The 23,788-nt window shown below is 60.9% G+C and carries 26 protein-coding genes; 15 read left to right on the top strand and 11 right to left on the bottom strand.

Features of this window, described 5'->3' with window-relative positions; genetic code table 11:
* Positions 1 to 75: 75 nt before the first annotated feature.
* Entirely contained in the window at positions 76 to 618 is a 543-nt protein-coding gene (locus J2857_RS09635) for a hypothetical protein (protein WP_210009863.1), read from the top strand.
* 172 nt (positions 619 to 790) lie between these two features.
* On the opposite strand, the gene J2857_RS09630 is transcribed toward J2857_RS09635, so the two are convergent.
* Positions 791 to 1,093, bottom strand: a complete 303-nt coding sequence (locus tag J2857_RS09630; RefSeq protein WP_210009862.1) for a hypothetical protein — start codon at positions 1,091 to 1,093, stop codon at positions 791 to 793.
* A 141-nt stretch (positions 1,094 to 1,234) separates the two neighbouring features.
* On the opposite strand from J2857_RS09630, the gene J2857_RS09625 reads away from it, so the two are divergent.
* Positions 1,235 to 1,546: a putative quinol monooxygenase gene (locus J2857_RS09625; RefSeq protein WP_210009861.1), complete on the top strand. Its 312-nt coding sequence runs from the start codon at positions 1,235 to 1,237 to the stop codon at positions 1,544 to 1,546.
* A gap of 263 nt (positions 1,547 to 1,809) precedes the next feature.
* On the top strand, positions 1,810 to 2,466 hold the full coding sequence (locus J2857_RS09620; protein WP_210009860.1) for a hypothetical protein: 657 nt from the start codon (positions 1,810 to 1,812) through the stop codon (positions 2,464 to 2,466).
* A 50-nt stretch (positions 2,467 to 2,516) separates the two neighbouring features.
* On the opposite strand, the gene J2857_RS09615 is transcribed toward J2857_RS09620, so the two are convergent.
* From J2857_RS09615 to J2857_RS09600, 4 genes are all read right to left on the bottom strand, one after another.
* The gene (locus J2857_RS09615) at positions 2,517 to 3,290 is read right to left on the bottom strand and encodes an amino acid ABC transporter ATP-binding protein (RefSeq protein ID WP_038542553.1); all 774 of its coding nucleotides are present in this window, start codon (positions 3,288 to 3,290) and stop codon (positions 2,517 to 2,519) included.
* 48 nt (positions 3,291 to 3,338) lie between these two features.
* Positions 3,339 to 4,460, bottom strand: a complete 1,122-nt coding sequence (locus J2857_RS09610) for an amino acid ABC transporter permease (protein WP_373426809.1) — start codon at positions 4,458 to 4,460, stop codon at positions 3,339 to 3,341.
* A 40-nt stretch (positions 4,461 to 4,500) separates the two neighbouring features.
* The gene (locus J2857_RS09605) at positions 4,501 to 5,694 is read right to left on the bottom strand and encodes an amino acid ABC transporter permease (protein ID WP_210009858.1); all 1,194 of its coding nucleotides are present in this window, start codon (positions 5,692 to 5,694) and stop codon (positions 4,501 to 4,503) included.
* Positions 5,695 to 5,807: 113 nt separating this feature from the next.
* Entirely contained in the window at positions 5,808 to 6,833 is a 1,026-nt protein-coding gene (locus J2857_RS09600; RefSeq protein ID WP_210009857.1) for an amino acid ABC transporter substrate-binding protein, read from the bottom strand.
* 365 nt (positions 6,834 to 7,198) lie between these two features.
* Here J2857_RS09600 and J2857_RS09595 point away from each other — a divergent pair, with 365 nt between their 5' ends.
* A complete protein-coding gene (locus J2857_RS09595) occupies positions 7,199 to 8,389 on the top strand; it encodes a cystathionine beta-lyase (RefSeq protein ID WP_210009856.1) in 1,191 nt (396 codons plus the stop codon).
* Here J2857_RS09595 and J2857_RS09590 read toward each other — a convergent pair whose 3' ends face one another.
* Together J2857_RS09590 and J2857_RS09585 are read right to left on the bottom strand one after the other, a co-directional pair.
* Positions 8,390 to 9,553: an FAD-dependent monooxygenase gene (locus tag J2857_RS09590; RefSeq protein ID WP_210009855.1), complete on the bottom strand. Its 1,164-nt coding sequence runs from the start codon at positions 9,551 to 9,553 to the stop codon at positions 8,390 to 8,392. It abuts the gene before it with no gap.
* 12 nt (positions 9,554 to 9,565) lie between these two features.
* On the bottom strand, positions 9,566 to 9,811 hold the full coding sequence (locus tag J2857_RS09585; protein WP_210009854.1) for a zinc-finger domain-containing protein: 246 nt from the start codon (positions 9,809 to 9,811) through the stop codon (positions 9,566 to 9,568).
* 172 nt (positions 9,812 to 9,983) lie between these two features.
* Here J2857_RS09585 and J2857_RS09580 point away from each other — a divergent pair, with 172 nt between their 5' ends.
* The 8 genes from J2857_RS09580 to J2857_RS09545 all read left to right on the top strand — a co-directional run bounded on the left by J2857_RS09580 (position 9,984) and on the right by J2857_RS09545 (position 17,059).
* A complete protein-coding gene (locus tag J2857_RS09580; protein ID WP_210009853.1) occupies positions 9,984 to 10,772 on the top strand; it encodes an alpha/beta fold hydrolase in 789 nt (262 codons plus the stop codon).
* A 115-nt stretch (positions 10,773 to 10,887) separates the two neighbouring features.
* Complete coding sequence (cysE, locus tag J2857_RS09575; protein WP_210009852.1) at positions 10,888 to 11,709, top strand: serine O-acetyltransferase; 822 nt, start codon at positions 10,888 to 10,890, stop codon at positions 11,707 to 11,709.
* 162 nt (positions 11,710 to 11,871) lie between these two features.
* Positions 11,872 to 12,075, top strand: coding sequence for a DUF3126 family protein (locus J2857_RS09570; RefSeq protein ID WP_037087332.1), 204 nt, complete (start codon positions 11,872 to 11,874; stop codon positions 12,073 to 12,075).
* Positions 12,076 to 12,375: 300 nt separating this feature from the next.
* On the top strand, positions 12,376 to 12,729 hold the full coding sequence (locus tag J2857_RS09565) for a phasin family protein (protein ID WP_210009851.1): 354 nt from the start codon (positions 12,376 to 12,378) through the stop codon (positions 12,727 to 12,729).
* A gap of 256 nt (positions 12,730 to 12,985) precedes the next feature.
* Positions 12,986 to 13,339, top strand: a complete 354-nt coding sequence (gene clpS, locus J2857_RS09560; RefSeq protein WP_007758328.1) for an ATP-dependent Clp protease adapter ClpS — start codon at positions 12,986 to 12,988, stop codon at positions 13,337 to 13,339.
* Between the two features lie 10 nt (positions 13,340 to 13,349).
* Positions 13,350 to 15,881, top strand: a complete 2,532-nt coding sequence (clpA, locus tag J2857_RS09555; RefSeq protein WP_210009850.1) for an ATP-dependent Clp protease ATP-binding subunit ClpA — start codon at positions 13,350 to 13,352, stop codon at positions 15,879 to 15,881.
* 93 nt (positions 15,882 to 15,974) lie between these two features.
* Complete coding sequence (locus J2857_RS09550) at positions 15,975 to 16,724, top strand: AzlC family ABC transporter permease (protein ID WP_210009849.1); 750 nt, start codon at positions 15,975 to 15,977, stop codon at positions 16,722 to 16,724.
* Positions 16,721 to 17,059 carry an AzlD domain-containing protein gene (locus J2857_RS09545; RefSeq protein WP_210009848.1) on the top strand — a complete coding sequence of 113 codons (339 nt, stop codon included), beginning with the start codon at positions 16,721 to 16,723 and terminating at the stop codon, positions 17,057 to 17,059. The genes J2857_RS09550 and J2857_RS09545 overlap by 4 nt, the downstream gene beginning before the upstream one ends.
* A 3-nt stretch (positions 17,060 to 17,062) precedes the next feature.
* Here the strand turns inward: J2857_RS09545 and J2857_RS09540 are convergent, their stop codons facing one another.
* The 4 genes from J2857_RS09540 to J2857_RS09525 are packed head-to-tail and all read right to left on the bottom strand — an operon-like array spanning position 17,063 to position 19,945.
* On the bottom strand, positions 17,063 to 17,494 hold the full coding sequence (locus tag J2857_RS09540) for an HIT family protein (RefSeq protein ID WP_210009847.1): 432 nt from the start codon (positions 17,492 to 17,494) through the stop codon (positions 17,063 to 17,065).
* Between the two features lie 44 nt (positions 17,495 to 17,538).
* Positions 17,539 to 18,732, bottom strand: a complete 1,194-nt coding sequence (locus J2857_RS09535; protein ID WP_210009846.1) for a GNAT family N-acetyltransferase — start codon at positions 18,730 to 18,732, stop codon at positions 17,539 to 17,541.
* 8 nt (positions 18,733 to 18,740) lie between these two features.
* A complete protein-coding gene (locus J2857_RS09530) occupies positions 18,741 to 19,478 on the bottom strand; it encodes a glycerophosphodiester phosphodiesterase (protein WP_210009845.1) in 738 nt (245 codons plus the stop codon).
* Positions 19,475 to 19,945 carry a RidA family protein gene (locus tag J2857_RS09525; RefSeq protein WP_210009844.1) on the bottom strand — a complete coding sequence of 157 codons (471 nt, stop codon included), beginning with the start codon at positions 19,943 to 19,945 and terminating at the stop codon, positions 19,475 to 19,477. Before J2857_RS09525 ends, J2857_RS09530 begins: the two co-directional genes overlap by 4 nt.
* A 110-nt stretch (positions 19,946 to 20,055) precedes the next feature.
* On the opposite strand from J2857_RS09525, the gene J2857_RS09520 reads away from it, so the two are divergent.
* The 3 genes from J2857_RS09520 to J2857_RS09510 all read left to right on the top strand — a co-directional run bounded on the left by J2857_RS09520 (position 20,056) and on the right by J2857_RS09510 (position 23,787).
* Positions 20,056 to 20,904 carry a cell envelope integrity EipB family protein gene (locus tag J2857_RS09520; protein ID WP_210009843.1) on the top strand — a complete coding sequence of 283 codons (849 nt, stop codon included), beginning with the start codon at positions 20,056 to 20,058 and terminating at the stop codon, positions 20,902 to 20,904.
* Positions 20,905 to 21,130: 226 nt separating this feature from the next.
* Positions 21,131 to 22,207: a toxic anion resistance protein gene (locus tag J2857_RS09515; RefSeq protein ID WP_210009842.1), complete on the top strand. Its 1,077-nt coding sequence runs from the start codon at positions 21,131 to 21,133 to the stop codon at positions 22,205 to 22,207.
* A gap of 2 nt (positions 22,208 to 22,209) precedes the next feature.
* Positions 22,210 to 23,787 (top strand): VWA domain-containing protein, encoded by a 1,578-nt coding sequence (locus J2857_RS09510; RefSeq protein ID WP_245363057.1) that lies wholly within the window; start codon positions 22,210 to 22,212, stop codon positions 23,785 to 23,787.
* Position 23,788 lies beyond the last annotated feature (1 nt).

Here is a 23,788-nt window from a genome sequence, read left to right as displayed (position 1 = left end):
ACGGCGGTCCTATGACTTTTGACAAGTCGTCAGAAGTGGAGCAACATCCTCTGACAATGTGTCAGAGGATGTTGCATGGATACCATTTCAATTGAAGCCGTCGGCCAGATTCTTGACCTTCATAAAAGCCGGATTGAGCAATGGATTTCGCGGGGGCAATTCAAACCAAGAGCCAGCGGCCAGGGTAAGAAGCGTGATTGGGACCTCGGAGAGGTTATCCGATTGGCAGTTTTCGCCAAACTCGCCGAAGATGTAAGTCTTCAACCTGCTCAGGCAAGCCCCTCTTCAGCGGAGGAGGCGCGAAGATTAGCGGCCGAAGAAGCTGGACGGATGACGCAGTACGGTGTGCATAGTTTCATCGATGATGGTGCATTCTTCGTCTGCTATAAGACTGACCCGGATTTCGGATGGTGGCACGAAATTGTGCGGAAGCGGGACCTTGCAACGTTCCTCACGAGCGGCTGTGAGATGCCAAAGCTCTTGATGGAAGGTCGTAGCCAGGAAGCCATTCGTCATAATTCAGAGCCCAGTAAAGGGCCTGCAGCAGTGGCGGTCGTGATTGACCTAGACCGCATTGAGCTGCAGGTGCGAGAGGGATGGCCCACGGCGCAAAAATAGATTCCGCTTGGATGTGAGGTTTCGCGACTCCATTCCGGCCGGATGCGAGGTTCATTCCGGAGATCGTTGCCCGAGAGCCGAAATTCCGCAATCTTTTCAGAGCTGACGATTCCGCTTCGATATGATGCTCGTCAGCCTTGATCTGTCCGAACGTTCCAGCTAAGCCGCGCAACTACCTGACGCGGTAGGCAGAGATAGCCACCGGGTAGGCATAGACGCCCCGGTAGAAGAACCCGTTGCGATACAAACAACCCCGCAACCGCACCGCATTCAGACTGGTCTCAGATATTGCTCCAGCCTCCGCCAGGCCGGCTTCAGGGAGGCATCGCGCCAGCGCCCTGTTGTAGGCCTGCATGAGTTGAGGGCTGCTTTCCACAGGCACTGCTCCGTAGAGCCGCAAATCCGACCGGGCTTCGGCCGCCATCGATGTGCAGGCCAGGCCAAGTGCCACGCCCAATGCGAGCTTGAGGTTCATCTGTACGCTCTCCGCTTGATAGGATGCCGCCTTGAACGCGATGTCAGGCGATTTGTTCCTGAGCTGTGTGTGCGCCTATACTCCAAGCCGGCGTGTCTCGGTCCATCGCCGGTCGGCGTGACTTCACCTTGGGAGGGGAAGATGAAATGCATCATCGGGTTTTTCATAACCAAGCCTGGCAAGCGTGAGCAATATCTCGAGGCGGCGCGTGATCATCTGGAGAGGAGCCGGCTCGATCCCGATTGTCTCTATATAGAACTGGTGCCAATGCCGGATCATCCTGACAAGATCCTGCTCGCGGAGGCCTTCACCAGCGAGGAAGCGCATCGCCGACATGAGGATACCGATCATATGCGAGCGCTTTGGGCGGTGGGGCCGATACTTCTGCACCACGTCGTCATCGACAATGTCATATCGGCGTCGGTGCAACACATAGACGAGCGTTTTGAGTAACGCCTGAACGCGGCTGCCGCTGCCGCCCGAAACGGCTGGGACCACGAAACCCCATTCTTGCCGCATTGAGGATTCGGAATTGCCGCATTGTTTCGTATGATGGATGTTGTCAGTTCCGTAGCGTCACGCGAGTGGAAGACAGATTGGCGATTGAGCGTCCACGGCCCTCGGAAAACGCCTCCAACACATTGAAATGGTTTTCATTCGGGCAGTTCGAATTGCCCGGACCCTTTGCTTGTTTTAAGCTTCGAGTGGGGCTTCATATGAAAAGAATATCGTTCGCCGGTGCGGTTTTGGCGCTTGCGTGTTTTTTGACGGCGGGTCCGGGGGGTGCGGAAGACAAGCCGTTGATCTGGAACCCGATCCGCAATTCCGACACCAGCTACTCCGTCAAGCTCGGCCTCAAGCTGCCGACCAGGCTCGAAACCGAAGCCGGCGTGTCGATGGGCGTCGATACGTCGACGAGCGGAACCCCGCTGGATACGCCCATCAAGTTCTGGAGCAATTTCACGGCGGAAAAGATCCAGACGCCCGCCTATCAACTGAACCGCGGCGTCGGTGTCGATCTCGACGGCAATACCGGCAGCGCCGGGATCACCATGAATTATTACGAAAAAGAAATCGCCACGCCGACGATCGATATCGAGAGGCGCAGCAGCTACGGCCTGCGGTATGACGGCGCCTCGGGAGAATGGCGCGGCCTCGATGCGAGCCAGTCGGTTCGCCTGTCGCATAGCCCAAGCAGCACCGCGCTGGTCGGGCGGGCAAGCGGCAGCAACGGGTTTCGCACGCTCGGCGCAGGCGTTGCCGTGGAAAAGAGGCTCGGCCGGTACATGACGGTCAGCGGTGCGCTTGATCGCAGCTCGGATGCGCCCGAACCGGTCACGAGTGTCAATGCTCGCTATTCCTTCCGCTGGTGAAACGAAAACGGGGCGCCGAAGCGCCCCGTGATTGCGTGCCCGTATAGCCGTCAGTGCAGGATCTGGCTCAGGAAGAGTTTCGTGCGCTCGTGCTGCGGGTTGTCGAAGAACTCCGCCGGCGAATTCTGCTCAACGATCTGGCCCTGGTCCATGAAGATCACCCGGTGTGCGACCTGGCGGGCGAAGCCCATTTCATGGGTCACGCACAGCATGGTCATGCCTTCTTCCGCAAGGCTCACCATCGTATCCAGCACTTCCTTGACCATTTCCGGGTCGAGCGCCGAGGTCGGCTCGTCGAACAGCATGATCTTCGGTTTCATGCACAGCGAGCGGGCGATCGCCACGCGCTGCTGCTGGCCGCCGGAGAGCTGGCCCGGATATTTGTTGGCCTGTTCCGGGATCTTGACGCGGGCGAGATAATGCATGGCGATTTCTTCCGCCTGCTTCTTTGGCATCTTGCGCACCCAGATCGGTGCCAGCGTGCAGTTTTCCAGGATCGTCAGGTGCGGAAAGAGGTTGAAGTGCTGGAACACCATGCCGACTTCGCGGCGCACTTCATCGATCTTCTTCAGGTCGTTGGTAAGCTCGATGCCGTCGACGATGATGTTGCCCGCCTGGTGTTCCTCGAGACGGTTGATGCAGCGGATCATCGTCGACTTGCCGGAGCCGGACGGGCCGGCGATGACGATGCGTTCGCCCTTCATCACCTTCAGGTTGATGTCGCGCAGCACGTGGAAATCGCCGTACCACTTGTTCATGCCGATGATTTCGACGGCAACGTCGGTAGCCGAGACGGTCATTTTTTTGGGTTGGGCGTCTGCCATTTTTATCCCCTTAGTTATCGTTTGTGGCTAGGCACAGCTTCAGGTCCGCTATCGCTTCAGGTTGGTGTCGAGATGCCGCTCCATGAAGGCGGAGTAGCGCGACATGCCGAAGCAGAACAGCCAGAAGATGAAGCCTGCGAAGATGAGGCCCGTGATCGGTGTGACGGGGCTGATCCACGTCGTGTCGGTAAAGTTCAGCTGCACGATCCCGAGAAGGTCGAACATGCCGATGATCGACACCAGCGACGTATCCTTGAAAAGGCCGATGAAAGTGTTGACGATGCCCGGGATGACCAGTTTCAGCGCCTGCGGCATGATGATCAGCCGGATCTTCTGCCAATAGCTGAGACCGAGCGAATCGGCGCCCTCGAACTGTCCTTTCGGGATGGCCTGCAGGCCGCCGCGAACCACTTCGGCCATGTAGGCGGAGGCGAAGATCGCCACGCCTACCAGCGCCCGCAGGAAGTTGTCGATCGTCCAGCCGGTCGGCAGGAAGAGCGGCAGCATCACGTTCGCCATGAACAGCACCGTGATCAGCGGTACGCCACGGATGACCTCGATGAAGGTGACGCAGATGACCCGGATCACCGGCATCGTCGAGCGTCGTCCGAGCGCCAGCAGAATGCCGACGGGGAGCGAGACGGCAATGCCGACGAAGGACAGGATCAGCGTCACCATCAGGCCGCCCCAGAGCGGTGTCTCGACCTTCTGGAGCCCGAACACGCCGCCATGCAGAAGGAAGAATGCAACGATCGGCAGGCCGACGAAGAGCAGCAGGGCATTCAGGCCCTTGCGCGGCAGCTTCGGCATCAGGATCGGTACGAGCAGGGCGATGAACAAGATCGCCACCAGCATCGGCCGCCAGCGTTCGTCGATCGGATAACGCCCGAACATGAATTGCTGGAAGCGGTCCCCGACAAAGGCCCAGCAGGCGCCACTCCAGCCATTCGGCTTGATGCCGCCCTGTACCGCGGTGGTGCAGAATGTGCGGTCGGTCCCGAACCACGCCGCCTGGACGAACAGCCAGTTGATCATGCCGGGCAGCGCCCAGACGAGGACGGCGACGGCAAGGATCGTCAGCAGTGCATCCTTCGGCGTCGCCAGAAGATTGGTGCGGATCCAGCCCGAGGCGCTCCTGGTGTTCAGCGGAGCAGGGGTCGGGCCGATCATCTCCTGCCGGACATAGGCAACGTTTTTCGTGTTCATGATCTTACCTCTCCACCAGGGCCATTTTGGCGTTGAACCAGTTCATGAACAGAGAGGTCGTGATACTGATGCTGAGATAGACGACGAGCCAGATCGACACCACTTCGATTGCCTGTCCGGTCTGGTTCATCGTCGTGCCGCCGGTGGCGACCAGTTCCGGAAACCCGACGGCGATGCCGAGCGACGAGTTTTTCGTAAGGTTGAGATATTGGCTGGTGAGCGGCGGGATGATGACCCGCATCGCCTGCGGCACGATGACGAGACGGGTCGTGGTGCTGGGCTGCAATCCGAGTGCTGCCGCCGCTTCGCTTTGCCCCTTGGCCACGGCCCGGATGCCGGCGCGGATCGTCTCTGCGATGAACGAGGCCGTATAAAAGGACAGGGCGAGGTAGAGGGCCACGAATTCCGGGGCGATCACCGATCCGCCCGACAGGTTGAAGCGGCCCGCGATCGGGAAATCGAACGTCAGCGGAGCGCCGACGGCAAGGAAGGCGAGCACCGGAAGGCCGATGATCAGGCCGGTTACCGTCCAGATCGTATGGAACTGCTGGCCCGTGCGCATCTGACGCTGTTTTGCCCAGCGCGCCACGATGAACGCCGCAACGACGGCAATCAGCAGCGCTACGGGGATGACCCATGCGGCGTCACCCCAGACGGGCTTCGGGAAGGCGAGCCCGCGGTTGTTGAGCACCATGCCGAGCGGCAGTTTGACCGAGTCCCGAACCTGCGGCAGGGACGAAAGGACGCCCTTGTACCAGAAGAAGATGATCAGCAGCACCGGGATGTTGCGGAAGACTTCCACATAGACGGTGCAGAGCTTGGCGATCAGCCAGTTCTTCGAAAGGCGGCCGATACCGATGATGAAGCCGATGGCCGTGGCGGTGATGATACCGAAGAACGCCACCAGGATCGTGTTGAGGAAGCCGACGAGGATGGCGCGGCCGTAGGTCGAATCGCTCGAGTATTCGATCAGGGAGGCGCCGATATCGAAACCGGCGCGGCCTTTGAGGAACTGATATCCGGAAGCGGTACCCGAGCGCGCAAGGTTGGCGACGGTGTTGTCGAAAATCCACCAGCCGACGCCGACGACGATGACGAGCGTGAGGACCTGGAAAAAAATCCCCCGAATCTTGGGGTCGTAAACGTAGGATCTGAGAGTTCGCGCTTCGGAAGGCGCAATTGCAGCGTGATCTGTCATGCTGGCCTTTTCCCCTGTGGCCTCATTTTTGAGGCCTTTTTCTTTTTATGCGTCTTGTTTTTATGTGGGGATAAGGCGGCATCGGCCGCCTTATCCCATCATGGTCTGGCCGATCAACGAATCGGCGGAGCGTATTGCAGGCCGCCCTTGGTCCACAGCGCGTTCAGGCCACGCTGGATCTTGAGGGGGGTGTTCTGGCCGATGTTGCGCTCGAACACTTCGCCGTAATTGCCGACCGCCTTGATGATGTTGTAAGCCCAGTCGTTGGTCAGGCCGAGGTCGGTACCGATCTTGGTATCCTTCTCGACGCCGAGGAAGCGGCGGACGTCCGGGTTGGTGGAGGACTTGCGGATGTCATCGACATTCGCCTTGGTGATGCCGAACTCTTCGGCCTGCACCAGCGCGTAGTGCGTCCAGGAAACGATATCGAACCACTGGTCGTCGCCCTGGCGAACGGCCGGGCCGAGCGGCTCCTTGGAGATGATTTCCGGCAGGATGATGTGCTCATCCGGGTTCGAAAGCGACAGGCGCAACGAATAGAGGCCGGACTGGTCGGTGGTGTAAACGTCGCAACGGCCTTCCTGATAGGCCTGGTTCACTTCCGGCAGCTTTTCGTAGACGACCGGCTTGTATTCGAGCTTGTTGGCCTTGAAGTAGTCGGCGAGGTTAAGTTCGGTGGTGGTGCCGGACTGAACGCAGACGGCAGCGCCGGAGAGCTCCAGAGCCGACTTCACGTTGAGGCTCTTCGGAACCATGAAGCCCTGGCCGTCGTAATAGTTGACGGTGCGGAAGTTGAAGCCGAGCGCGGTATCGCGGTTGATCGTCCAGGTCGTGTTGCGGAAGAGGACATCGCCTTCGCCCGACTGCAGCGCCGTGAAGCGGGTCTGCGAAGTGGTCGGGGTGTATTTCGTCTTCGTTGCGTCATTAAAAATGGCAGCAGCAACGGCTTTGCAGTAGTCAACGTCGAAACCGGACCAGTTGCCCGATGCGTCCGGTGCGGCAAAGCCGGCGAGACCGGTGTTGACGACGCACTGAACGAAACCCTTGGACTTGACGGTATCAAGCGTGGCGGCCGATGCTGCCGATGCGAAGCCAAGGACCGCTGCGCCAATCGCGGCTGACAGAAGCGTCTTTTTCATTTTCCCAACCTTTATCTGTGGTTTTCTGTGATCTGGTGACACCGTGCCGCTCCCCTGTCTTTTCGAATACGGCCGGCCGCCCGCTAACCCTCCCGGTGCGGGCGTTGCTATCTCATTCGCAAAACAACGCAGGGTCAAGTGTCGCCTTTTCGAATTGCGTCTGAAATGAGGTAAATTCGTTAACCCGGCTCAGAAAACGACCAGTTACCTAAAGTTTAGGCAGCTCGTGGTCAAAAGAGGTGCGTTTTCCGTGAGATGGCAGGCTCCCTGATGCCCATGATTTGAGCCGCCCGTGCGGGGTTGACCAGGCCTTGCTCCGGCGGCAAAACTTGAAGCCTCGATTGCCAATGAAAGCTCTCCCCGACATGAAAAAGACGAACGAGTCCCTGTTCACCAGCGCTGGCCCCAACACGCGCCTCGCCCATATGGGCAACGATCCGTCCGCCTACCATGGCTTCGTCAATCCGCCGGTCGTGCACGCTTCGACCGTCCTGTTTCCCGATGCTGCGACGATGGAAAAGCGGGCCCAGAAATACACCTACGGAACGCGCAGCACGCCGACCACGGATGCGCTCTGTGCAGCCTTCGACGAACTGGAAGGCTCGGCCGGCACCATCCTCGTTCCTTCGGGGCTTGCGGCTATCTCGGTACCCTTTCTGGCCTATCTCTCGGCCGGCGACCACGCTCTGATCGTCGATTCAGTCTACGCGCCGTGCCGCAATTTCTGCAACACGATGCTGAAGCGCCTGGGCGTCACGGTCGAGTATTACGATCCGGAGATCGGTGCCGGCATCGAGTCGCTGATCAAGCCGAACACCAGGCTGATCCACACCGAAGCGCCAGGCTCCAACACCATGGAGATGCAGGATATCAGGGTGATCGCCGAGGTGGCCCACAGGCATGACTGCGTCGTCACCATGGACAATACCTGGGCGACGCCGCTTTATTTCCGGCCGCTTGATTTCGGCGTCGACGTCTCGATCCATGCGACGACGAAATATCCGTCCGGCCACTCGGACATCATCATGGGCTCGGTTTCGGCCAATGCCAGGCACTGGCCCAAGCTCGAAGAAGCCCGTATTTCCCTCGGGATCTGCGGCGCACCGGATGATTCCTACCAGATCCTGCGCGGCCTGCGCACCATGGGTGTGCGTCTCGAACATCATCAGAAGAGCGCGCTCGATATCGCCACATGGCTGGAGAGCCGCGACGACGTTGCGCGCGTCCTGCACCCGGCGCTGCCGAGCTTTCCCGGCCACGCGATCTGGAAGCGCGATTTCAAGGGCGCCAGCGGCGTCTTCTCTTTCGTGCTGAAGGCGGAGGGCGACAAGGCGAAAGCCAAGGCGCATGCTTTTCTGGATGCGCTGTCCTTCTTCCGCCTCGGTTACTCCTGGGGTGGTTACGAGAGCCTCGCCGTGCCGGTCAACCTGTCGGACCGCACCATCCGCAAGGCGCCGCCGGAAGGTCCGGTCATCCGCCTGCAGATCGGTCTCGAAGATGTGGCGGACCTGAAGAAGGACCTGGAAATCGGTTTTGCGGCAGCGGCCGAGATCTGATCACTTCGCCTTGAAGCCGTAAAGCCAGTCGAAATCCGCCGCGAGCGATTGCGGCGGACGCAGCGACAGGACGATGTCTCGGCCAAGCCGGATCGGACCGCGGGCGTGATAGGCGAAGCGGTTGAACAGGCCGCGGGCACGTACCTTGGCGATCCGCTGCGTGCGTTCGCTCTCGAACTCCGTCAGCGCCTGCGCAAGAGGAAGCGGACCGGCCACCCGGTTTGCCAGCACGAAGGCATCCTCGATCGCCATCGATGCGCCCTGGGCCGCAAACGGCATCATCGCATGCGCCGCATCGCCGATCAGCACCATGTCGCGGCCGTTGTGCCAGCGCCCGGCCGCGACATGGTAAAGTGGCCAGAAGGTCGGCCGTTCGGCCCTTTCGATCAGTTGAACGATGCGCCGGTCCCAGCGATGGAACTGGCCGAGCAGCATGCGTCGCTGCGCATCGCCGGCTTGCGCGTCCCACGTCTTGCCGGGGCTGATGCCCGACGCGATTGCGACGATATTGAACCCATCGATCTCCCTGAGCGGATAGGCAACCACATGGGTCGACGGCCCGAGAAAAGCGGTGACCTGCCCAGCGTCCAGCCAATCGGGCCTGGCGCTGCCGGGAATCGTGAAGCGCCAGGCGACATTGCGCGAAAAATCCGGCTCCGGGCTGTCCGGTATGCCAGCACGCAGATTGGACCAGACGCCGTCGGCGCCGACGATCAGGGGGTAGGTTCTGCCGGTGATCCCGGCCAGCGTCACGTGCGGATCGTTGCGGATAGGCGTATCCAGATGGATGCTGCAGAGCGGGTTCCGTTCGACCGCGGCAAGCAATGCCTGTTGAAGCGTGGCGCGATGGAGGACTCCGTAGGGTGACCCCCAGCGCTCGCGGGCGAAACGCCCCGCTGGAACATGCGCAAGCGGCCTGAGCGACGTCCCGGAAACGAGAGCGATGCGATCGGGCTCGGTCCAGACGGCTTCGAGCGCCGGCAGGACGCCGAGCTCGGAGAGCACGTGTGATGCGTTCGGCGAAACCTGCAGGCCGGCACCCACCTCGATCAGCGCGGCCACTTCCTCGAAAATGTCGCATGCTGTGCCGTGGCGGGCGAAGGCGAGCGCGGCCGTCAGCCCGGCCATGCCGGCACCGATGATCGCTACTCTTTCGATGGACATGTCAGATGCCGATCAGGCGGCCTTGACGTGGAAGACGCAGCCCGGCGGGTCGGTCTGCTCGGCCTTCAGCGTCGGATTGTAGCGGTAGAGGGTCGAGCAGTAGGAGCAGACCTTCTCGTTGTCGTCGCCCATGTCGATGAAGATGTGCGGATGGTCGAAGGGAACCGAAGCGCCGGTGCACATGAATTCCTTGACGCCGATCTGGATCAAGCGATGCCCGCCGTCGTTCTGGAAGTGGGGAATGCTGTGCCCGGCCATGATGGTCTCCGATACTGAAATGCGGCGCGTCTGATTTGCGCCGGACATTAGCCGCCCGCTTGGCGATTGTGTAGTGGGAAAACCGCCGCAGGCGTGTCGATTTCCTGTTGTTCACGGGTTCAAACCCCGCGGTTCATCCCTTATGTTCCGGGCGCCAATAAGGACTGCCCCGATGAATCTCAATGCGCCTGCCTTCTCCAAGTTTTCCCATGATGGTCTCGATCTTGCCTATTTCGACGAAGGCGATCCGTCCGGCGATCCGGTGCTGCTCGTCCACGGGTTTGCCTCGAGCGCGCTGGTCAACTGGGTACATCCGGGTTGGCTGAAGACGCTGGGCGACGCCGGTTACCGGGTGATCGCCATGGACAACCGCGGGCATGGCGCAAGCGGCAAGCCGCTCGATCCGGAAGCCTATCGGCCATGGGTGATGGCCGAGGATTCGATGGCGCTCCTCGACCATCTGAGGATCCCGGAAGCGCATGTCTTCGGATATTCGATGGGCGCCCGCATCTCGGTCTTTTCCGCACTCGCGCATCCGCATCGGGTACGCTCGCTGGTCCTCGGCGGCCTCGGCATCGGCATGACCGACGGGGTAGGGGACTGGGATCCGATCGCCGACGCCTTGCTCGCTCCGTCCCTCGATGACGTCGCCCATGCCCGCGGCCGCATGTTCCGCGCCTTTGCCGACCAGACGAAGAGCGACAAGCAAGCCCTCGCTGCCTGTATCCGCGGTTCGCGGGACCTTGTCAGCCGCGCCGACATGGGGCGTATCGACGCGCCGACGCTGATCGGGGTCGGAACCAAGGACGACATCGCCGGTTCCGCGCAGGAACTCGCCGCCTTGATGCCGCATGCGGTTGCCCTCGATATCCCCGGCCGCGACCACATGCTCGCCGTCGGCGACCGGGTGTTCAAGAAGGCGGTTCTGGAGTTCTACGCCGAACTCTCCGCAAGACCGTAGGTTCTTTCATTCTTACGATCAACGGAATGCGATTTTCCGGGCATTGGTCTTGGCGTAAACTTATTCTATATACTGCCGTAGGAAGCTCTGCCGTACGGCAAACGAGGAGACGGCGATGGCCGCAAGAACTGAAATCCGCCAGGAGTCGCTCGCGACCGTGGATCCCATCTGGGATACGCTGCGCCAGGAAGCGCGCATGGCAACCGAGCAGGATCCGCTGCTCGCCGCATTTCTCTATTCTGCCGTGCTCAACCATCGCTCGCTCGAGGAATGCGTCGTACACCGCATCTGCGAACGCCTTGCCCATGCGGACGTGCCGGACGTCCTTCTGCGCCAGACCTTCATGGAAATGCTGGCCGACTGGCCGGAATGGGGCGCGATCATGCGCGTCGACATCCAGGCCGTCTATGACCGCGATCCCGCCTGCCTGCGGTTCATGGAGCCGGTTCTCTATTTCAAGGGCTTTCACGCGATCCAGACGCACCGGCTGGCGCATTGGCTGTTCATGCGCGGCCGCCGCGACTTTGCCCTCTATCTGCAGAGCCGCTCCTCCAGCGTCTTCCAGACGGACATCAACCCGGCAGCCCGCATCGGCAAGGGCATCTTCCTCGATCACGCCACCGGCCTCGTGGTCGGCGAGACGGCTGTCATCGGCGACAACGTTTCGATCCTGCATGGGGTGACGCTCGGCGGCACCGGCAAGGAGGGCGCCGACCGCCATCCGAAGATCGCCAACGGCGTCCTCATTGGCGCCGGCGCCAAGATCCTCGGCAATATCGAGGTCGGGTCGTGCTCGCGCGTTGCCGCCGGCTCGGTGGTCCTGAAGGCCGTACCGCCGAAGTCCACCGTCGCCGGCGTGCCGGCAAAGGTGGTCGGGAGCGCTGGGTGTTCGGAACCGTCGCGCTTGATGGACCAGCTTCTCGGGGCCGACGACTGATTCGTCTGCGTTTGCCCGCCGCTTGTCGATGTTTGGAGCGCGCTGATCATCGGCCCCAACGAACATCGCAAAAGAGCGGTAAAGGCTATTTCTGGCGGCTTTACTTTCACCTTTGTCCCATGCCAAAAGCGCCGCAACCGAGAACCGCTGACGGAGAGAAACGTGAAACCGGACGAAATCAAGAAGCTCGACGCCTATTTCAAGCGCGTGATCAATCCGCAGGCGATCGTCAAGGCGCGTCCGCGCAAGAACGACTCGGCCGAAGTTTACCTCGGAGACGAGTTTCTCGGTGTCATCTATATCGATGACGAGGACGGCGACCGCTCCTACAACTTTTCCATGGCGATCCTGGACGTCGATCTTTGATCGATCTCCTCCACGTCGATCTCTGACCGGCGTGATCGCAAGGTTTGAAGGCGGGCTCACGGGCCCGTTTTTGATTCGCGGCGAACGGTGGCGCCTCGAAAGAAAATGGCTGCGGCGTTTTTGCGCGGCGGTTTGCCATGTGCTGATATATCTTCGCAAAATCAGAAGCCTGAATCGATCCGTGCATTTGCATGGATTCCGTTGCAACCGAAGGTGATTTTGCGCCGCACAAATCACCCTTGACTTTTATCGGCTGGCCGCCTTCAATCAGCAAATCCGAATAGAACAAAGGGACAGGCGATGTTCAACTTTGATGAAGCCAACAAGAAGAGCAAGGAAGCGATGGACGGGATGCTGAAGAGCTATTCCGAGATCGCCAAGGGTTTTCAGGCGATTGCGACCGAGACGACTGATTATTCCAAGAAGTCCTTCCAGGAGATGGCAGGTTTCGTCGAGGCGCTCGCTTCCACCCGCAGTGTCGAGGCGGTTTTCGAACTCCAGACCAAGTACGTGAAGTCGGCCTATGAAGGCTTTGTTGCTGAGTCGGCCAAGATCACCGACATGTATGCCGATCTCGCCAAGACGGCCTACAAGCCCTACGAAACGCCGGTCGCCAAGTCGACCGCCGTGGTGGCCGCAAAAAACGCGGCGTAACGCGCATAGCGGCCCCTCCAAGCGACGCCTTCACCACAGAAGGCCGGCGGCGTTCAACGCTGCCGGCCTTTTTGATTCATGCCAATGCGGAAATTCCCGATTTTCGGCATGTTCGATGATCTCTTTAGCGGAATAGTGATTGCGTGGCCGCAAAGGGGGCTTAAAATTCGCGTTCAATGAACTAAGTTAGGAAGACTGAAGTCCGGCCGTTCGGCCATTCGGACGAACCCGCCGGATGACTGGGGAATGAATGAAGATGATCGCACTGCCGATCTTGATGCAAGCTGAAAAGGGTGGCGACGGAGACAACGCAAATCGCGGCACCTCCGTCATTACCCGCACGAAGCCAAAAACCAAGAAGCCAAATCTCTACCGCGTACTGCTGCTGAATGACGATTATACGCCCATGGAGTTCGTCATCCACATTCTGGAGCGTTTCTTTCAGAAGGACAGGGAAGCGGCGACGCGTATCATGCTCCATGTCCACAATCACGGCGTGGGAGAATGCGGAATATTTACATACGAAGTAGCGGAAACCAAAGTGTCCCAGGTCATGGACTTCGCCCGGCAACACCAGCATCCGCTGCAATGTGTCATGGAAAAGAAGTGAGGAACCCGACGTGCCAACATTTTCGCCTAGTCTAGAAAAGGCGCTGCATCAGGCACTGACCTTTGCCAACGAGCGGCATCACGAATACGCCACGCTCGAGCACCTGCTTTTGGCGTTGATCGACGATGCCGACGCAGCCGCGGTCATGGGAGCTTGTAACGTCAATTTGGAAACCCTGCGCAAGACCGTCACCGACTATGTCGATAACGAACTTGCCAACCTGATCACTGGTTATGACGAGGACTCCAAGCCGACCTCCGGCTTCCAGCGCGTCATCCAGCGCGCCGTCATCCACGTCCAGTCCTCGGGCCGCGAGGAAGTGACCGGCGCCAACGTTCTCGTCGCGATCTTCGCGGAACGGGAAAGCCATGCGGCCTTTTTCCTGCAGGAGCAGGAAATGACCCGCTACGACGCGGTCAACTACATTTCGCACGGCATCGGCAAGCGCGCAGGTTCCTCCCAGACCCGCACGCCGCGCGGCGCCGACGACAGCGAGCAGGAAGCCAAGCCCTCTTCCCGCGATCAGGAGGAAGGGTCTGCCAAGAAGCCGCAGGATGCCCTCAAGGCCTATTGCGTCAACCTGAACGAAAAGGCCCGCGACGGCCGGATCGACCCGCTGATCGGCCGCCATGCCGAAGTCAACCGCACGATCCAGGTCCTGTGCCGCCGCTCCAAGAACAACCCCCTCTACGTGGGTGATCCGGGCGTCGGCAAGACGGCGATCGCCGAAGGTTTGGCCAAGCGGATCATCGAAGGCAAGGTACCGGAGGCTCTCGCCGACGCTACCATCTTCTCGCTCGACATGGGCACGCTCTTGGCCGGTACCCGTTATCGCGGCGACTTCGAAGAACGTCTGAAGCAGGTCGTCAAGGAACTAGAAGAGTATCCGGGTGCGGTCCTGTTCATCGACGAGATCCACACGGTCATCGGCGCCGGCGCTACGTCCGGCGGCGCGATGGATGCCTCGAACCTGTTGAAGCCGGCTCTGTCTTCGGGTGCGATCCGCTGCATCGGCTCGACCACCTACAAGGAATACCGCCAGTTCTTCGAAAAGGACCGGGCTCTGGTCCGCCGCTTCCAGAAGATCGACGTCAACGAGCCGTCGATCGAGGATGCGATCGAGATCATGAAGGGCCTGAAGCCGTATTTCGAGGACTATCACAAGCTGCGCTACACCAACGAGGCGATCAAGTCGGCCGTCGAACTGTCGGCCCGCTACATCTCCGACCGCAAGCTTCCGGACAAGGCGATCGACGTGATCGACGAGACCGGTGCGGCCCAGATGCTGCTGCCGGCCTCCAAGCGCCGCAAGCTGATCACCGAGAAGGAGATCGAGGCGACGATCGCCACGATGGCGCGGATTCCGGCAAAGACCGTCTCCAAGGATGACGAGATGGTTCTCGCCAACCTGGAAAAGGAACTGCGTTCGGTCGTCTACGGCCAGGATGCGGCCATCGAAGCCCTGTCGACGGCCATCAAGCTCGCCCGTGCCGGCCTTCGCGAACCGAACAAGCCGATCGGCTCCTACGTCTTCTCCGGCCCGACCGGCGTCGGCAAGACGGAAGTCGCCAAGCAGCTTGCCGCCTCGCTCGGCGTCGAGATACTGCGTTTCGACATGTCGGAATACATGGAACGCCACACGGTCTCGCGGCTGCTCGGCGCACCTCCCGGCTATGTCGGCTTCGACCAGGGCGGTCTCCTGACCGATGGCGTCGATCAGCATCCGCACAGCGTGGTCCTGCTCGACGAAATCGAGAAGGCGCATCCGGATATCTACAATATCCTGCTGCAGGTCATGGACCATGGTTCGCTGACCGACCACAACGGTAAGAAGATCGACTTCCGTAACGTCATCTTGATCATGACGACCAATGCGGGCGCGTCGGAAATGGCCAAGGCCGCCATCGGCTTCGGTTCGTCCAAGCGCACCGGCGAAGACGAAGAGGCGATCAACCGCCTGTTCACACCGGAATTCCGCAACCGCCTTGATGCGATCATCCAGTTCGCACCGCTGCCAACGGAAGTCATCCATCAGGTCGTGCAGAAGTTCGTCATGCAGCTCGAGACGCAGCTCTCGGAACGCAACGTCACCTTCGACCTGCATCAGGACGCAGTCGCCTGGCTGGCGGAAAAGGGTTACGACGAGAAGATGGGTGCCCGCCCGCTCTCGCGCGTCATCCAGGAATACATCAAGAAGCCGCTCGCCAACGAGATCCTGTTTGGCAAGCTGCGCAAGGGTGGCGTGGTTCGCGTTACGGTCGGCAAGGGCGAGGATGGCAAGGATAAGCTCATCCTCGACTCGATTTCCGAAGCGACGCCCGTGAAGCCGAAGCCGGAGGCCGAGGTGGAAGAGGCCGCTGAGGAAGCCGAAGCCAAGGTTACCAAGCCCAAGGCGCCGAAGAAGTCGGCCCCGAAGGACAAGGACGGCGGTCACACACGGGCTCGTGCCATGGTCGATGCGGACGTGATCGCATCGGACGACGCGCCCAAGACGCCGCCGCGCAAGGGCACGACGGTGCCGCGCGTGCCGAAGAGCAAATAGGCTTTCGGATGGAACTCTTGCGATGCCGGGCTTGTCCCGGCATCGTCGTTTTTGACGACTTGCCTTCTTTCTTCGCGCATATCCGGAATACCGATGTCTCCAGACAGTGATGACCGCAACGCCCTATCCTGGTTCTTTACCGGCATGCGGGGCCTCCTGTCTCTGCCGGCGCTCATCCTGCTCACCTCGATCGTCGGTTTCAGCGCGTTTGCGCTGGAATCGGGCCTGACGCGCGCGGAGGCCGTGTTCATGTCCTTTGCGATCTGGGCGCTGCCGGCGCAGGTCATCCTGGTCGGCACGATGGCGAGCGGCGCCAACATCGCCGCCTGTTTCCTCGCGGTGACACTCTCCTCGATCCGCATGACGCCGATGGTCGCCTCGGTCATCCCCGAAATGCGCACAAGGCGCACGCCGATCTGGCTGCTGCTGATCCTGTCGCATTTCATCGCCATCACATCCTGGGTCTTCGCGATCACCACGCTTCGCAACGTGCCGCGCGAGCACCGGGCGATTTACTTCGCCGGCTTCGGCGTGACACTGACCCTGACGGGCACGCTGGTGGTCGCGGTCTTCTACGATATCGTCTCGGCCTTTCCGCCGACGGTTGCGGGGGTGCTCTTCTTCCTGACGCCGGTCTATTTCAACGCCTCGATCTGGGCGAGCGCCCGCCAGCCGGTGGTCCAGATCGCCTTCGTCATGGGGGTGGTCCTCGGCCCCACCATGGCGTTGGTCACCCCGGAATTCGACGTGCTGTGCGCCGGCCTCGGCGGCGGCACAGCGGCCTATCTGATCGACAGGGCGCGTCGCAGGAGGAAGCGTGCCGGGCAGGGGATAAAGCGATGATCGCCGAATACTGGACCTTTATCGTCATCGCAGTCGCCGGCTTTCTGGCGACGGACATCTGGCGTTGGCTCGGCGTTTTCACCGGCAATCGCCTCGACGAGGATTCCGAGGCGCTTTACTGGGTGAGGGCGGTTGCGACCGCGCTGGTCATGGCGGTCACCGCCAAACTGATCGTCTTCCCGAACGGCACGCTGGCCGGCTCGCCCCTCTGGCTGAGGCTGGGGGCGGCCGGTATCGGTTTTGCCGTCTTCCTGGCGACCGGCCGCAAGGTCTGGATCGGGGTTGCGGTGCCGATGGCGCTGCTTGTCGCCGGCCTCTGGTGGGTCGGCTTCTGAGACTTAGTTGCCCAGTTCGCCGATGATCTTCTCGGCGTTTGCCGCCAGCACTTCGTTGTTTTCCATCTGGCCCGAATGGGGCTTCAAAGCCTGCCCCTCGTAGCGCGGGATGACGTGGAAATGCAGGTGGAAGACGGTCTGGCCGGAAGCCGGCTCATTGAACTGGATCACGGTGATGCCGTCCGCCTCGAAAGCCTCCTTCGCAGCCTTGGCGAGCTTCTGCACCACGGGAATGAGCTTCGAAAGCACCGCCGGGTCGGCATCGAGAATGTTGCGCGACGGCACTTTCGGAATCACCAGCAGATGACCGGGCGATTGCGGCATGACATCCATGAAGGCAAGCGTATCGGCGTCCTCGTAGACCCGATGGCACGGGATCTCGCCGCGCAGGATTTTTCCGAAGATGTTGTTGCTGTCGTAAGCCTGGCCGCTCATCGCGATGTCCTCTCCTTGTTTCTCCGGCCCGATCTGTCCGGGCTCTAATCCTGTTCCTGCTGGCGCTCGCCCTTGCGGAACGGGCTGTGTTCGGCAAGGTATTCCGTCATCTGCTCCACGTCTTGGCGTTCGTGCTCCAGATAGTCGGCGATCGCGCGCCTCAGTCCCGCGTGGGCGATATAGTGCATCGAATGGGTGGTGACAGGCAGGTAGCCGCGCGCCAGCTTGTGCTCGCCTTGGGCGCCTGCCTCGACGCGCTTCAGGCCCCTGGCGAGCGCGAAATCGATCGCCTGGTGATAGCAGACCTCGAAATGCAGGAAGGGGTGGTCCTCGATACAGCCCCAATGCCGGCCGTAGAGCGCATCCCCGCCGATGAAATTGATCGCGCCGGCGACATATTTGCCCTCGCGTTTCGCCATCACCAGAAGGATGTCTTCCGGCATCCGCTCTCCGATCAGCGAATAGAATTTTCGCGTCAGGTAAGGCCGGCCCCATTTGCGGCCGCCTGTATCCATGTAGAATTCGAAGAACTGGTCCCAGATGTCCTCGGTCAGGTCCTTGCCTGTCAGCCAGTCGATGCTGATGCCGTTTTCCACGGCCGCGCGGCGTTCCTTCTTCAGTGCCTTGCGTTTGCGCGAGGCAAGCGTTTCGAGGAAGGCGTCGTGGTTCTCGTAGCCGTCGTTGATGAAATGGAACTGCTTGTCGGTGCGATGCAGATAGTCGGCCTCTTCGAAGGCGGCGATCTGGTCTTCCGCAATGAAGGTCACATGCGCCGACGAGATGCCGAGCTGACGTGTCACCTCCTGGAGACCGGCCGCAAGCGTTAACTCCGTCGAATCCCTGTCGTAACCTTCGCAGACCAGCAGCCGCGGCCCGCTCGCCGGCGTGAACGGTACGGTGCATTGCAGTTTCGGATAATAACGTCCGCCGGCCCGCTCGAAAGCGTCGGCCCAGCCGTGGTCGAAGACATATTCGCCCTGGCTGTGGCTCTTGAGATAACCGGGAACCGCGCCGATCAGCGTGCCCTTGTCGTCCTCAAGGAGAAGGTGATGGCCGAGCCAGCCGGTCTTGGCGGTGGCGGAGCCGGATTCTTCCAGCGCCGACAAGTAGGCGTGCGACAGGAACGGATTGTAGGGCGTTTCCGAGGAGGATTTGGAGGTGCCCGAAAGGCGCGACCAGCTTGCCGGGCTGATCGCGCAGAAGGACTTTTCGATGCGGATGGTAAGATTGCCGGTCATGCTCTGCTTTACAGGGAGGGGGAGGAAGCCTCCCGCGGATCAAAACCTTCGAAGGTCATCTGGTCCGCATATTTATAGGTATGTTCGCGGCCGTTTGCATCCCTTACGGTCCAGGTAATGACCGGAATTCCGGTCGCTCTCTGGGCTGTGATGAACGTGTTCGGCAGGTGAGGGTAGTGATAGGAAATGAAATCGAGGCCAAGTTGCATGGCTTCGTCATGCTCGAAGAATTCTTCCGGCTTGTCGCCCATGGCGGTCAGGCCAAGCGGGTAGGGTGAGCCGGCATTCCTGAGGTCGCGCAGGATGTGATAGTCGAAGCTCATCAGCGCCACCTTGCCCTGATAGCCTTCGAGAACTTCCAGCACCGCCTCGGCAAACCCGTCGTCCTGGCCGTCCCCTTCGCGTCCCTTGATCTCGATGACCAGAGGCACCTTGCCGGCGACGAGGGCAAGCATCTGCTTCAGGGTCGGCACCTTGTCCTTGGTAGCCCCCACTGAAAGCATGCCGAGTTCGGCGGAGGTCTTTTCGCGAATATCGCCCTTGATGCCGCAAAGCCGTTCGAGATCATGGTCGTGAAAGATCACCGGCACGCTGTCGGCGGCGAGCTGCACGTCGCACTCGATCGCAAAGCCGGCTTCGACTGCCCGGGAAAACGCCGAGAGCGTGTTTTCCCAGACCTGGCGGTTCATGTCGTGGTAGCCGCGATGGGCGACCGGAAGGTCCTTGATCCAGGTGGCGTCGGTCATGCTTCGATCTCGATGATGGCTTCGATTTCCACGGCGGCGTTGAGCGGCAGCGCCGCCATGCCGACGGCGGCCCGGGCATGCTTGCCGGCCTCGCCCAGGACGTTGGCGATCAGGTTCGATGCGCCGTTGGTGACAATATGCTGTTCGGCAAAGCCGGGCGCCGAGGCGACGAAGCTCGAAAGCTTGACCACCCGCTTGATCCGGCCGAGATCGCCACCCAAAGCAGCCTTTGCCTGGGCGAGGATATTGATGGCGCAGAGCTCCGCAGCACGGCTGGCTGCCGCCACATCGACGTCCGCGCCGACAAGGCCCGTGACGGCCACTTTGCCGTTTTCGTTCGGCAGCTGGCCGGAGATGAACAGCAGGTTGCCGGTGATCACATAGGGCAGATAATTGGCCGCGGGTGCTGCCGCGACGGGGAGGACGATCCCCAGTTCCTTCAGGCGGCCTTCGATGGCTTCGGTCATTTTCGACTCCCGTTTTGTTGTAAATTCTTCAAAAATCCTGCATCAAGGCCTTAGCTTGGTCAGATGGCGTTCTTATAACATCCCCAACTGAGTCCAACAGGAGAATGTGAATGTTGCGAATGAGCCTCGGGGTGATCCTTGCCGGCGGTCTGAGCCTTGTGGCTGCCACCTCCGCGGACGCGACTATCGACGCTGCTGCCCGGCTGCTCGTCCCGCATCGCGCCATTTACGACCTGAAGCTCAAGAAGGCCTCGGAACGTTCCGGCATCGAAGGCATGTTTGGCCGCATGGTCTATGAGTTCACGGGCTCGGCCTGCACCGGTTTTTCCACCAATTTCCGGCTGGTGACCAAGATCAATACGGGCGAGGAGACGCGCCTCAGCGACCAGCAGACCACCACCTTCGAGGACATGGCCGCAAACCAGTTCCATTTCGAAACCAAGTCCTTCACCGACGAGCAACTCGACAAGCAGCTGAGCGGCGATGCGTCGATCGTCGACAAGGGCGTCAAGGTGGAAATCACCCAGCCCGACGGTCGTGAGATCGAATTGCCGTCGAGCGATTTCCCAACCAGCCATATGCTCGATGTCATCGCGAATGCCAAGCAGGGCAAGAGTTTCTTCGAGGCGCGGGTCTTCGACGGTTCGGAAAATGGCGACCAGGCGCTGCTGACCACGACGGTGATCGGCAAGTCGCAGACCGCGCAGAAGGACGATGTCGATGCCGACAAGGCCGGCGAGTTTGCAAAGTCTTCCTTCTGGCCGGTGACGATCGCCTATTTCAACGAGAATGCGGTCGGCGACCCGACCCCGGTCTACAACATGTCGTTCAAGCTCTACGAAAACGGCATCACCCGCGATCTCACCATGGACTACGGTGACTTCGTGCTGTCCGGCAGCCTTGCCAAGCTGGAGCTCCTCAAGCCGCAGCAGGACTCGTGCCCGGCGCCGGCGAAATAGCGCACCCGTTGCTGTTTGCCGGCCGTGCCTGTCCGGCGGCGGCGGTGGCCGTCATGAAACTGTCACGCAATCCTCTCTACTGTGAGCCCGCGTCGGGCATGATTTGCGCGGGGCCGTCGTCTTGAGGCCAAGCACTGGCCCTGTGTGGCTCCTCATATCTTCTCGGCGCGACGGCTTTTTGACAAAGGCCTGACGGTGAAACAGAGCGCTGCGGGGGGATGACACGATGGCGGATACCGACTTATCGACCACTTCCAATCTCAATCTGCCCGTGGTTTCTGCCGATCCGGCAGAAATCGCCCGCATCTCCGATAACATCAACCTGACCGACCGCTCGTCGATCTCCGTCTTCGGAGACCGGGCGCAGCAATCGGTGACCGATTATGCGGACCGTATCCTGCGCGAAGTCCGCAATCGCGACATGGGCGAAGTCGGCAAGCTGCTCAACGATATCATCCTGAAGTCGAAGAACCTCGATCCGGCGTCGATCAGCGAGCAGGGGTTTTTCAGCCGCATGTTCCAGTCCGCCCAGGCGAGGTTGGAGCGCTTCAAGGAAGAGTTCGAGGACGTTGCTGGCCAGATCGACCGGATCGGCTTGGAACTTGACCGCCATAAGGATACGCTTCGCCGCGACATCGCCCTGCTCGACGATCTCCACGAGGAGACCAAGCGGTCGATCGTCAAGCTCGACGGCTACGTCCAGGCGGGCAAGGCCTTTGCCGAGAATTTCCGCGCCAACGAGCTGCCGAAGCTGAAGGCCGCCGCCGAAGCGGCAGCAGCCAATCCCGGCGGCGGGCTGATCGAGGCGCAGACCTACCAGGACAGCCTGCAGGCGCTTGATCGCTTGGAAAAGCGCATCTTCTATCTGCAGCAGGCCCGCCAGCTCGGCATCCAGCAACTGCCGCAGATCCGCATCGTCCAGTCGGGCGACGAGACGCTGATCGAGAACCTGCAGGCGACTTCGGCACTGACCGTTCCCGCCTGGAAGCAGAAGATGGTTATCCTGCTCGGCCTCAACCGGCAGAAATCGGCGCTCGAATTGCAGAAGACCGTCACCGATGCCACCAATCAGATGATCCGCGAAGCATCGGCGATGATGAAGGATCAGGCAATCGCCATCGAGGAACAGTCGCAGCGCGGCATCGTCGACATCGGCACGCTGGAACAGGCAAACCGCGATCTGATCGATACGATCAGCGGCGTGCTGCGCGTCCAGGAAGACGGCCGCAAGAAGCGCGCCGAGGCGGAGAGCCGCATGGAACAGCTGACTGTCGAGCTCAAGAAAGCGATGGCAGGGGCGTGACCTTGGCGATCAGGCAGGCGCGTTACCTGGTTTTGACGCTGCTGGCGGTGGTCCCGCTTGCAGGCTGCAATATCGGCAAGGGGCCGGATTTCTCGATCGTCTCCGGATCGGAAAACACGGTCCTGCAGCCGATCGTGGAAGAATTCTGCAAGCAGAAGAATGCCGCCTGCACCTTCAAGTACGAGGGCACGCTCGATATCGGCCTGGCGCTGCAGAGTGAGGCCGGCGTCTCCCAGGATGCGGTCTGGCCGGCTTCCAGCGTCTGGGTCGAGATGTTCGATACCCGCCGCCGCGTCAAGAACCTCACCTCGATCGCCCAGACGCCGGTCACATTGGGCGTCCGCAAATCGAAGGCGCAGGCACTCGGCTGGATCGGCCGGGACGTCTTCATGAAGGATATCCTCACCGCGGTGAATTCCGGCTCGCTGAAATTCCTGATGACGTCGGCGACGCAGTCCAATTCCGGCGCCAGCGCCTATCTCGCCATGCTGTCGAGCGCGCTCGGCAACAAGCCGGTGATCGAGCCCGGCGACCTCAAGGACAAGACGGTGCAGGACACAGTCAAGGCGCTGCTGTCGGGCGTCGAGCGCTCCTCGGGCTCCTCCGGCTGGCTCGCCGATCTTTATGTGGACCAGGCTCGCCGCGGCACGCTTTACGATGCGATGTGGAACTACGAGGCGGTGCTGAAGGAGACCAACGACAAGCTGGCGGGCATCGGGCAGCAGGATCCGCTTTATGCCATCTATCCGGCCGATGGCGTGGCGGTCGCCGATTCACCGATCGGTTTTGTCGATCATGGCCGCGGCGCGGAGGTCCAGGCCTTCTTCAACGACCTGCTCGCCTATCTGCGCACCCCCGACATCCAGAAACGCATCGCTGCGACCGGCAGGCGCATTCCGCTCGCCGATGTGGCCGCGACGCCGGAACCGCTCTGGAATTTCGATCCGAAGCGGCTGGTGACCGCGATCCGCATGCCGGAACCGGCCGTCATCGGCGAGGCGCTGACGCTCTACCAGGCCGCCTTGCGCAAGCCTTCGCTGACCGCGCTCTGCCTCGATTTTTCCGGCTCGATGAGCGGCGATGGCGTAACCCAGTTGAAACAGGCCATGCGTTTCCTGCTGACGCCGGCCGAAGCGAGCCGGGTTCTGGTGCAATGGTCACCGGCCGACCGCATCATCGTCATTCCCTTCGACGGCAGCGTGCGCCGCTCGCTGACGGGAAGCGGCGATCCGCTCGAACAGGAAGGGCTTCTGAATGCCGTGCTCGGCGAGCAGCCGGGCGGCGGCACCAACATGTATGCCTGCGCTGCCGAGGCCATGCGGCAGATCGGTGCCACCAAGGGCCTTTCGAACTATCTGCCTGCCGTGGTCATCATGACCGACGGCAAGTCGGATGATGAAAGCCGGCGGTTCATAAGCCAGTGGGCTGCGACGCAGCCGCATGTTCCGGTCTTCGGCATTACCTTCGGCGATGCCGACAAGACCCAGCTCGACAGCCTTGCGGAAGCCACCTCAGCCCGCGTGTTCAATGGCGGATCGGATCTCGCGGCGGCATTCCGCACCGCGCGCGGCTACAACTAAG

This window comes from Neorhizobium galegae (assembly GCF_017877055.1).
Lineage (GTDB): Bacteria > Pseudomonadota > Alphaproteobacteria > Rhizobiales > Rhizobiaceae > Neorhizobium > Neorhizobium galegae_D.
Note: the sequence above shows the minus strand (reverse complement) of the source record. Positions and strands in the feature narration are given on the sequence as shown.

Coding starts and splice junctions, on each gene's coding strand:
- J2857_RS09550 (WP_210009849.1), top strand. CDS start 15,975: ATGTCTCCAGACAGTGATGACCGCAACGCCCTATCCTGGTTCTTTACC.
- J2857_RS09540 (WP_210009847.1), bottom strand. CDS start 17,494: ATGAGCGGCCAGGCTTACGACAGCAACAACATCTTCGGAAAAATCCTG.
- clpS (WP_007758328.1), top strand. CDS start 12,986: ATGATCGCACTGCCGATCTTGATGCAAGCTGAAAAGGGTGGCGACGGA.
- J2857_RS09565 (WP_210009851.1), top strand. CDS start 12,376: ATGTTCAACTTTGATGAAGCCAACAAGAAGAGCAAGGAAGCGATGGAC.
- J2857_RS09635 (WP_210009863.1), top strand. CDS start 76: ATGGATACCATTTCAATTGAAGCCGTCGGCCAGATTCTTGACCTTCAT.
- J2857_RS09535 (WP_210009846.1), bottom strand. CDS start 18,732: ATGACCGGCAATCTTACCATCCGCATCGAAAAGTCCTTCTGCGCGATC.
- J2857_RS09600 (WP_210009857.1), bottom strand. CDS start 6,833: ATGAAAAAGACGCTTCTGTCAGCCGCGATTGGCGCAGCGGTCCTTGGC.
- J2857_RS09615 (WP_038542553.1), bottom strand. CDS start 3,290: ATGGCAGACGCCCAACCCAAAAAAATGACCGTCTCGGCTACCGACGTT.
- J2857_RS09545 (WP_210009848.1), top strand. CDS start 16,721: ATGATCGCCGAATACTGGACCTTTATCGTCATCGCAGTCGCCGGCTTT.
- J2857_RS09610 (WP_373426809.1), bottom strand. CDS start 4,460: ATGATCGGCCCGACCCCTGCTCCGCTGAACACCAGGAGCGCCTCGGGC.
- J2857_RS09530 (WP_210009845.1), bottom strand. CDS start 19,478: ATGACCGACGCCACCTGGATCAAGGACCTTCCGGTCGCCCATCGCGGC.
- J2857_RS09630 (WP_210009862.1), bottom strand. CDS start 1,093: ATGAACCTCAAGCTCGCATTGGGCGTGGCACTTGGCCTGGCCTGCACA.
- J2857_RS09595 (WP_210009856.1), top strand. CDS start 7,199: ATGAAAAAGACGAACGAGTCCCTGTTCACCAGCGCTGGCCCCAACACG.
- J2857_RS09625 (WP_210009861.1), top strand. CDS start 1,235: ATGAAATGCATCATCGGGTTTTTCATAACCAAGCCTGGCAAGCGTGAG.
- J2857_RS09525 (WP_210009844.1), bottom strand. CDS start 19,945: ATGACCGAAGCCATCGAAGGCCGCCTGAAGGAACTGGGGATCGTCCTC.
- J2857_RS09515 (WP_210009842.1), top strand. CDS start 21,131: ATGGCGGATACCGACTTATCGACCACTTCCAATCTCAATCTGCCCGTG.
- cysE (WP_210009852.1), top strand. CDS start 10,888: ATGGCCGCAAGAACTGAAATCCGCCAGGAGTCGCTCGCGACCGTGGAT.
- J2857_RS09605 (WP_210009858.1), bottom strand. CDS start 5,694: ATGACAGATCACGCTGCAATTGCGCCTTCCGAAGCGCGAACTCTCAGA.
- J2857_RS09580 (WP_210009853.1), top strand. CDS start 9,984: ATGAATCTCAATGCGCCTGCCTTCTCCAAGTTTTCCCATGATGGTCTC.
- J2857_RS09585 (WP_210009854.1), bottom strand. CDS start 9,811: ATGGCCGGGCACAGCATTCCCCACTTCCAGAACGACGGCGGGCATCGC.
- J2857_RS09590 (WP_210009855.1), bottom strand. CDS start 9,553: ATGTCCATCGAAAGAGTAGCGATCATCGGTGCCGGCATGGCCGGGCTG.
- J2857_RS09520 (WP_210009843.1), top strand. CDS start 20,056: ATGTTGCGAATGAGCCTCGGGGTGATCCTTGCCGGCGGTCTGAGCCTT.
- J2857_RS09620 (WP_210009860.1), top strand. CDS start 1,810: ATGAAAAGAATATCGTTCGCCGGTGCGGTTTTGGCGCTTGCGTGTTTT.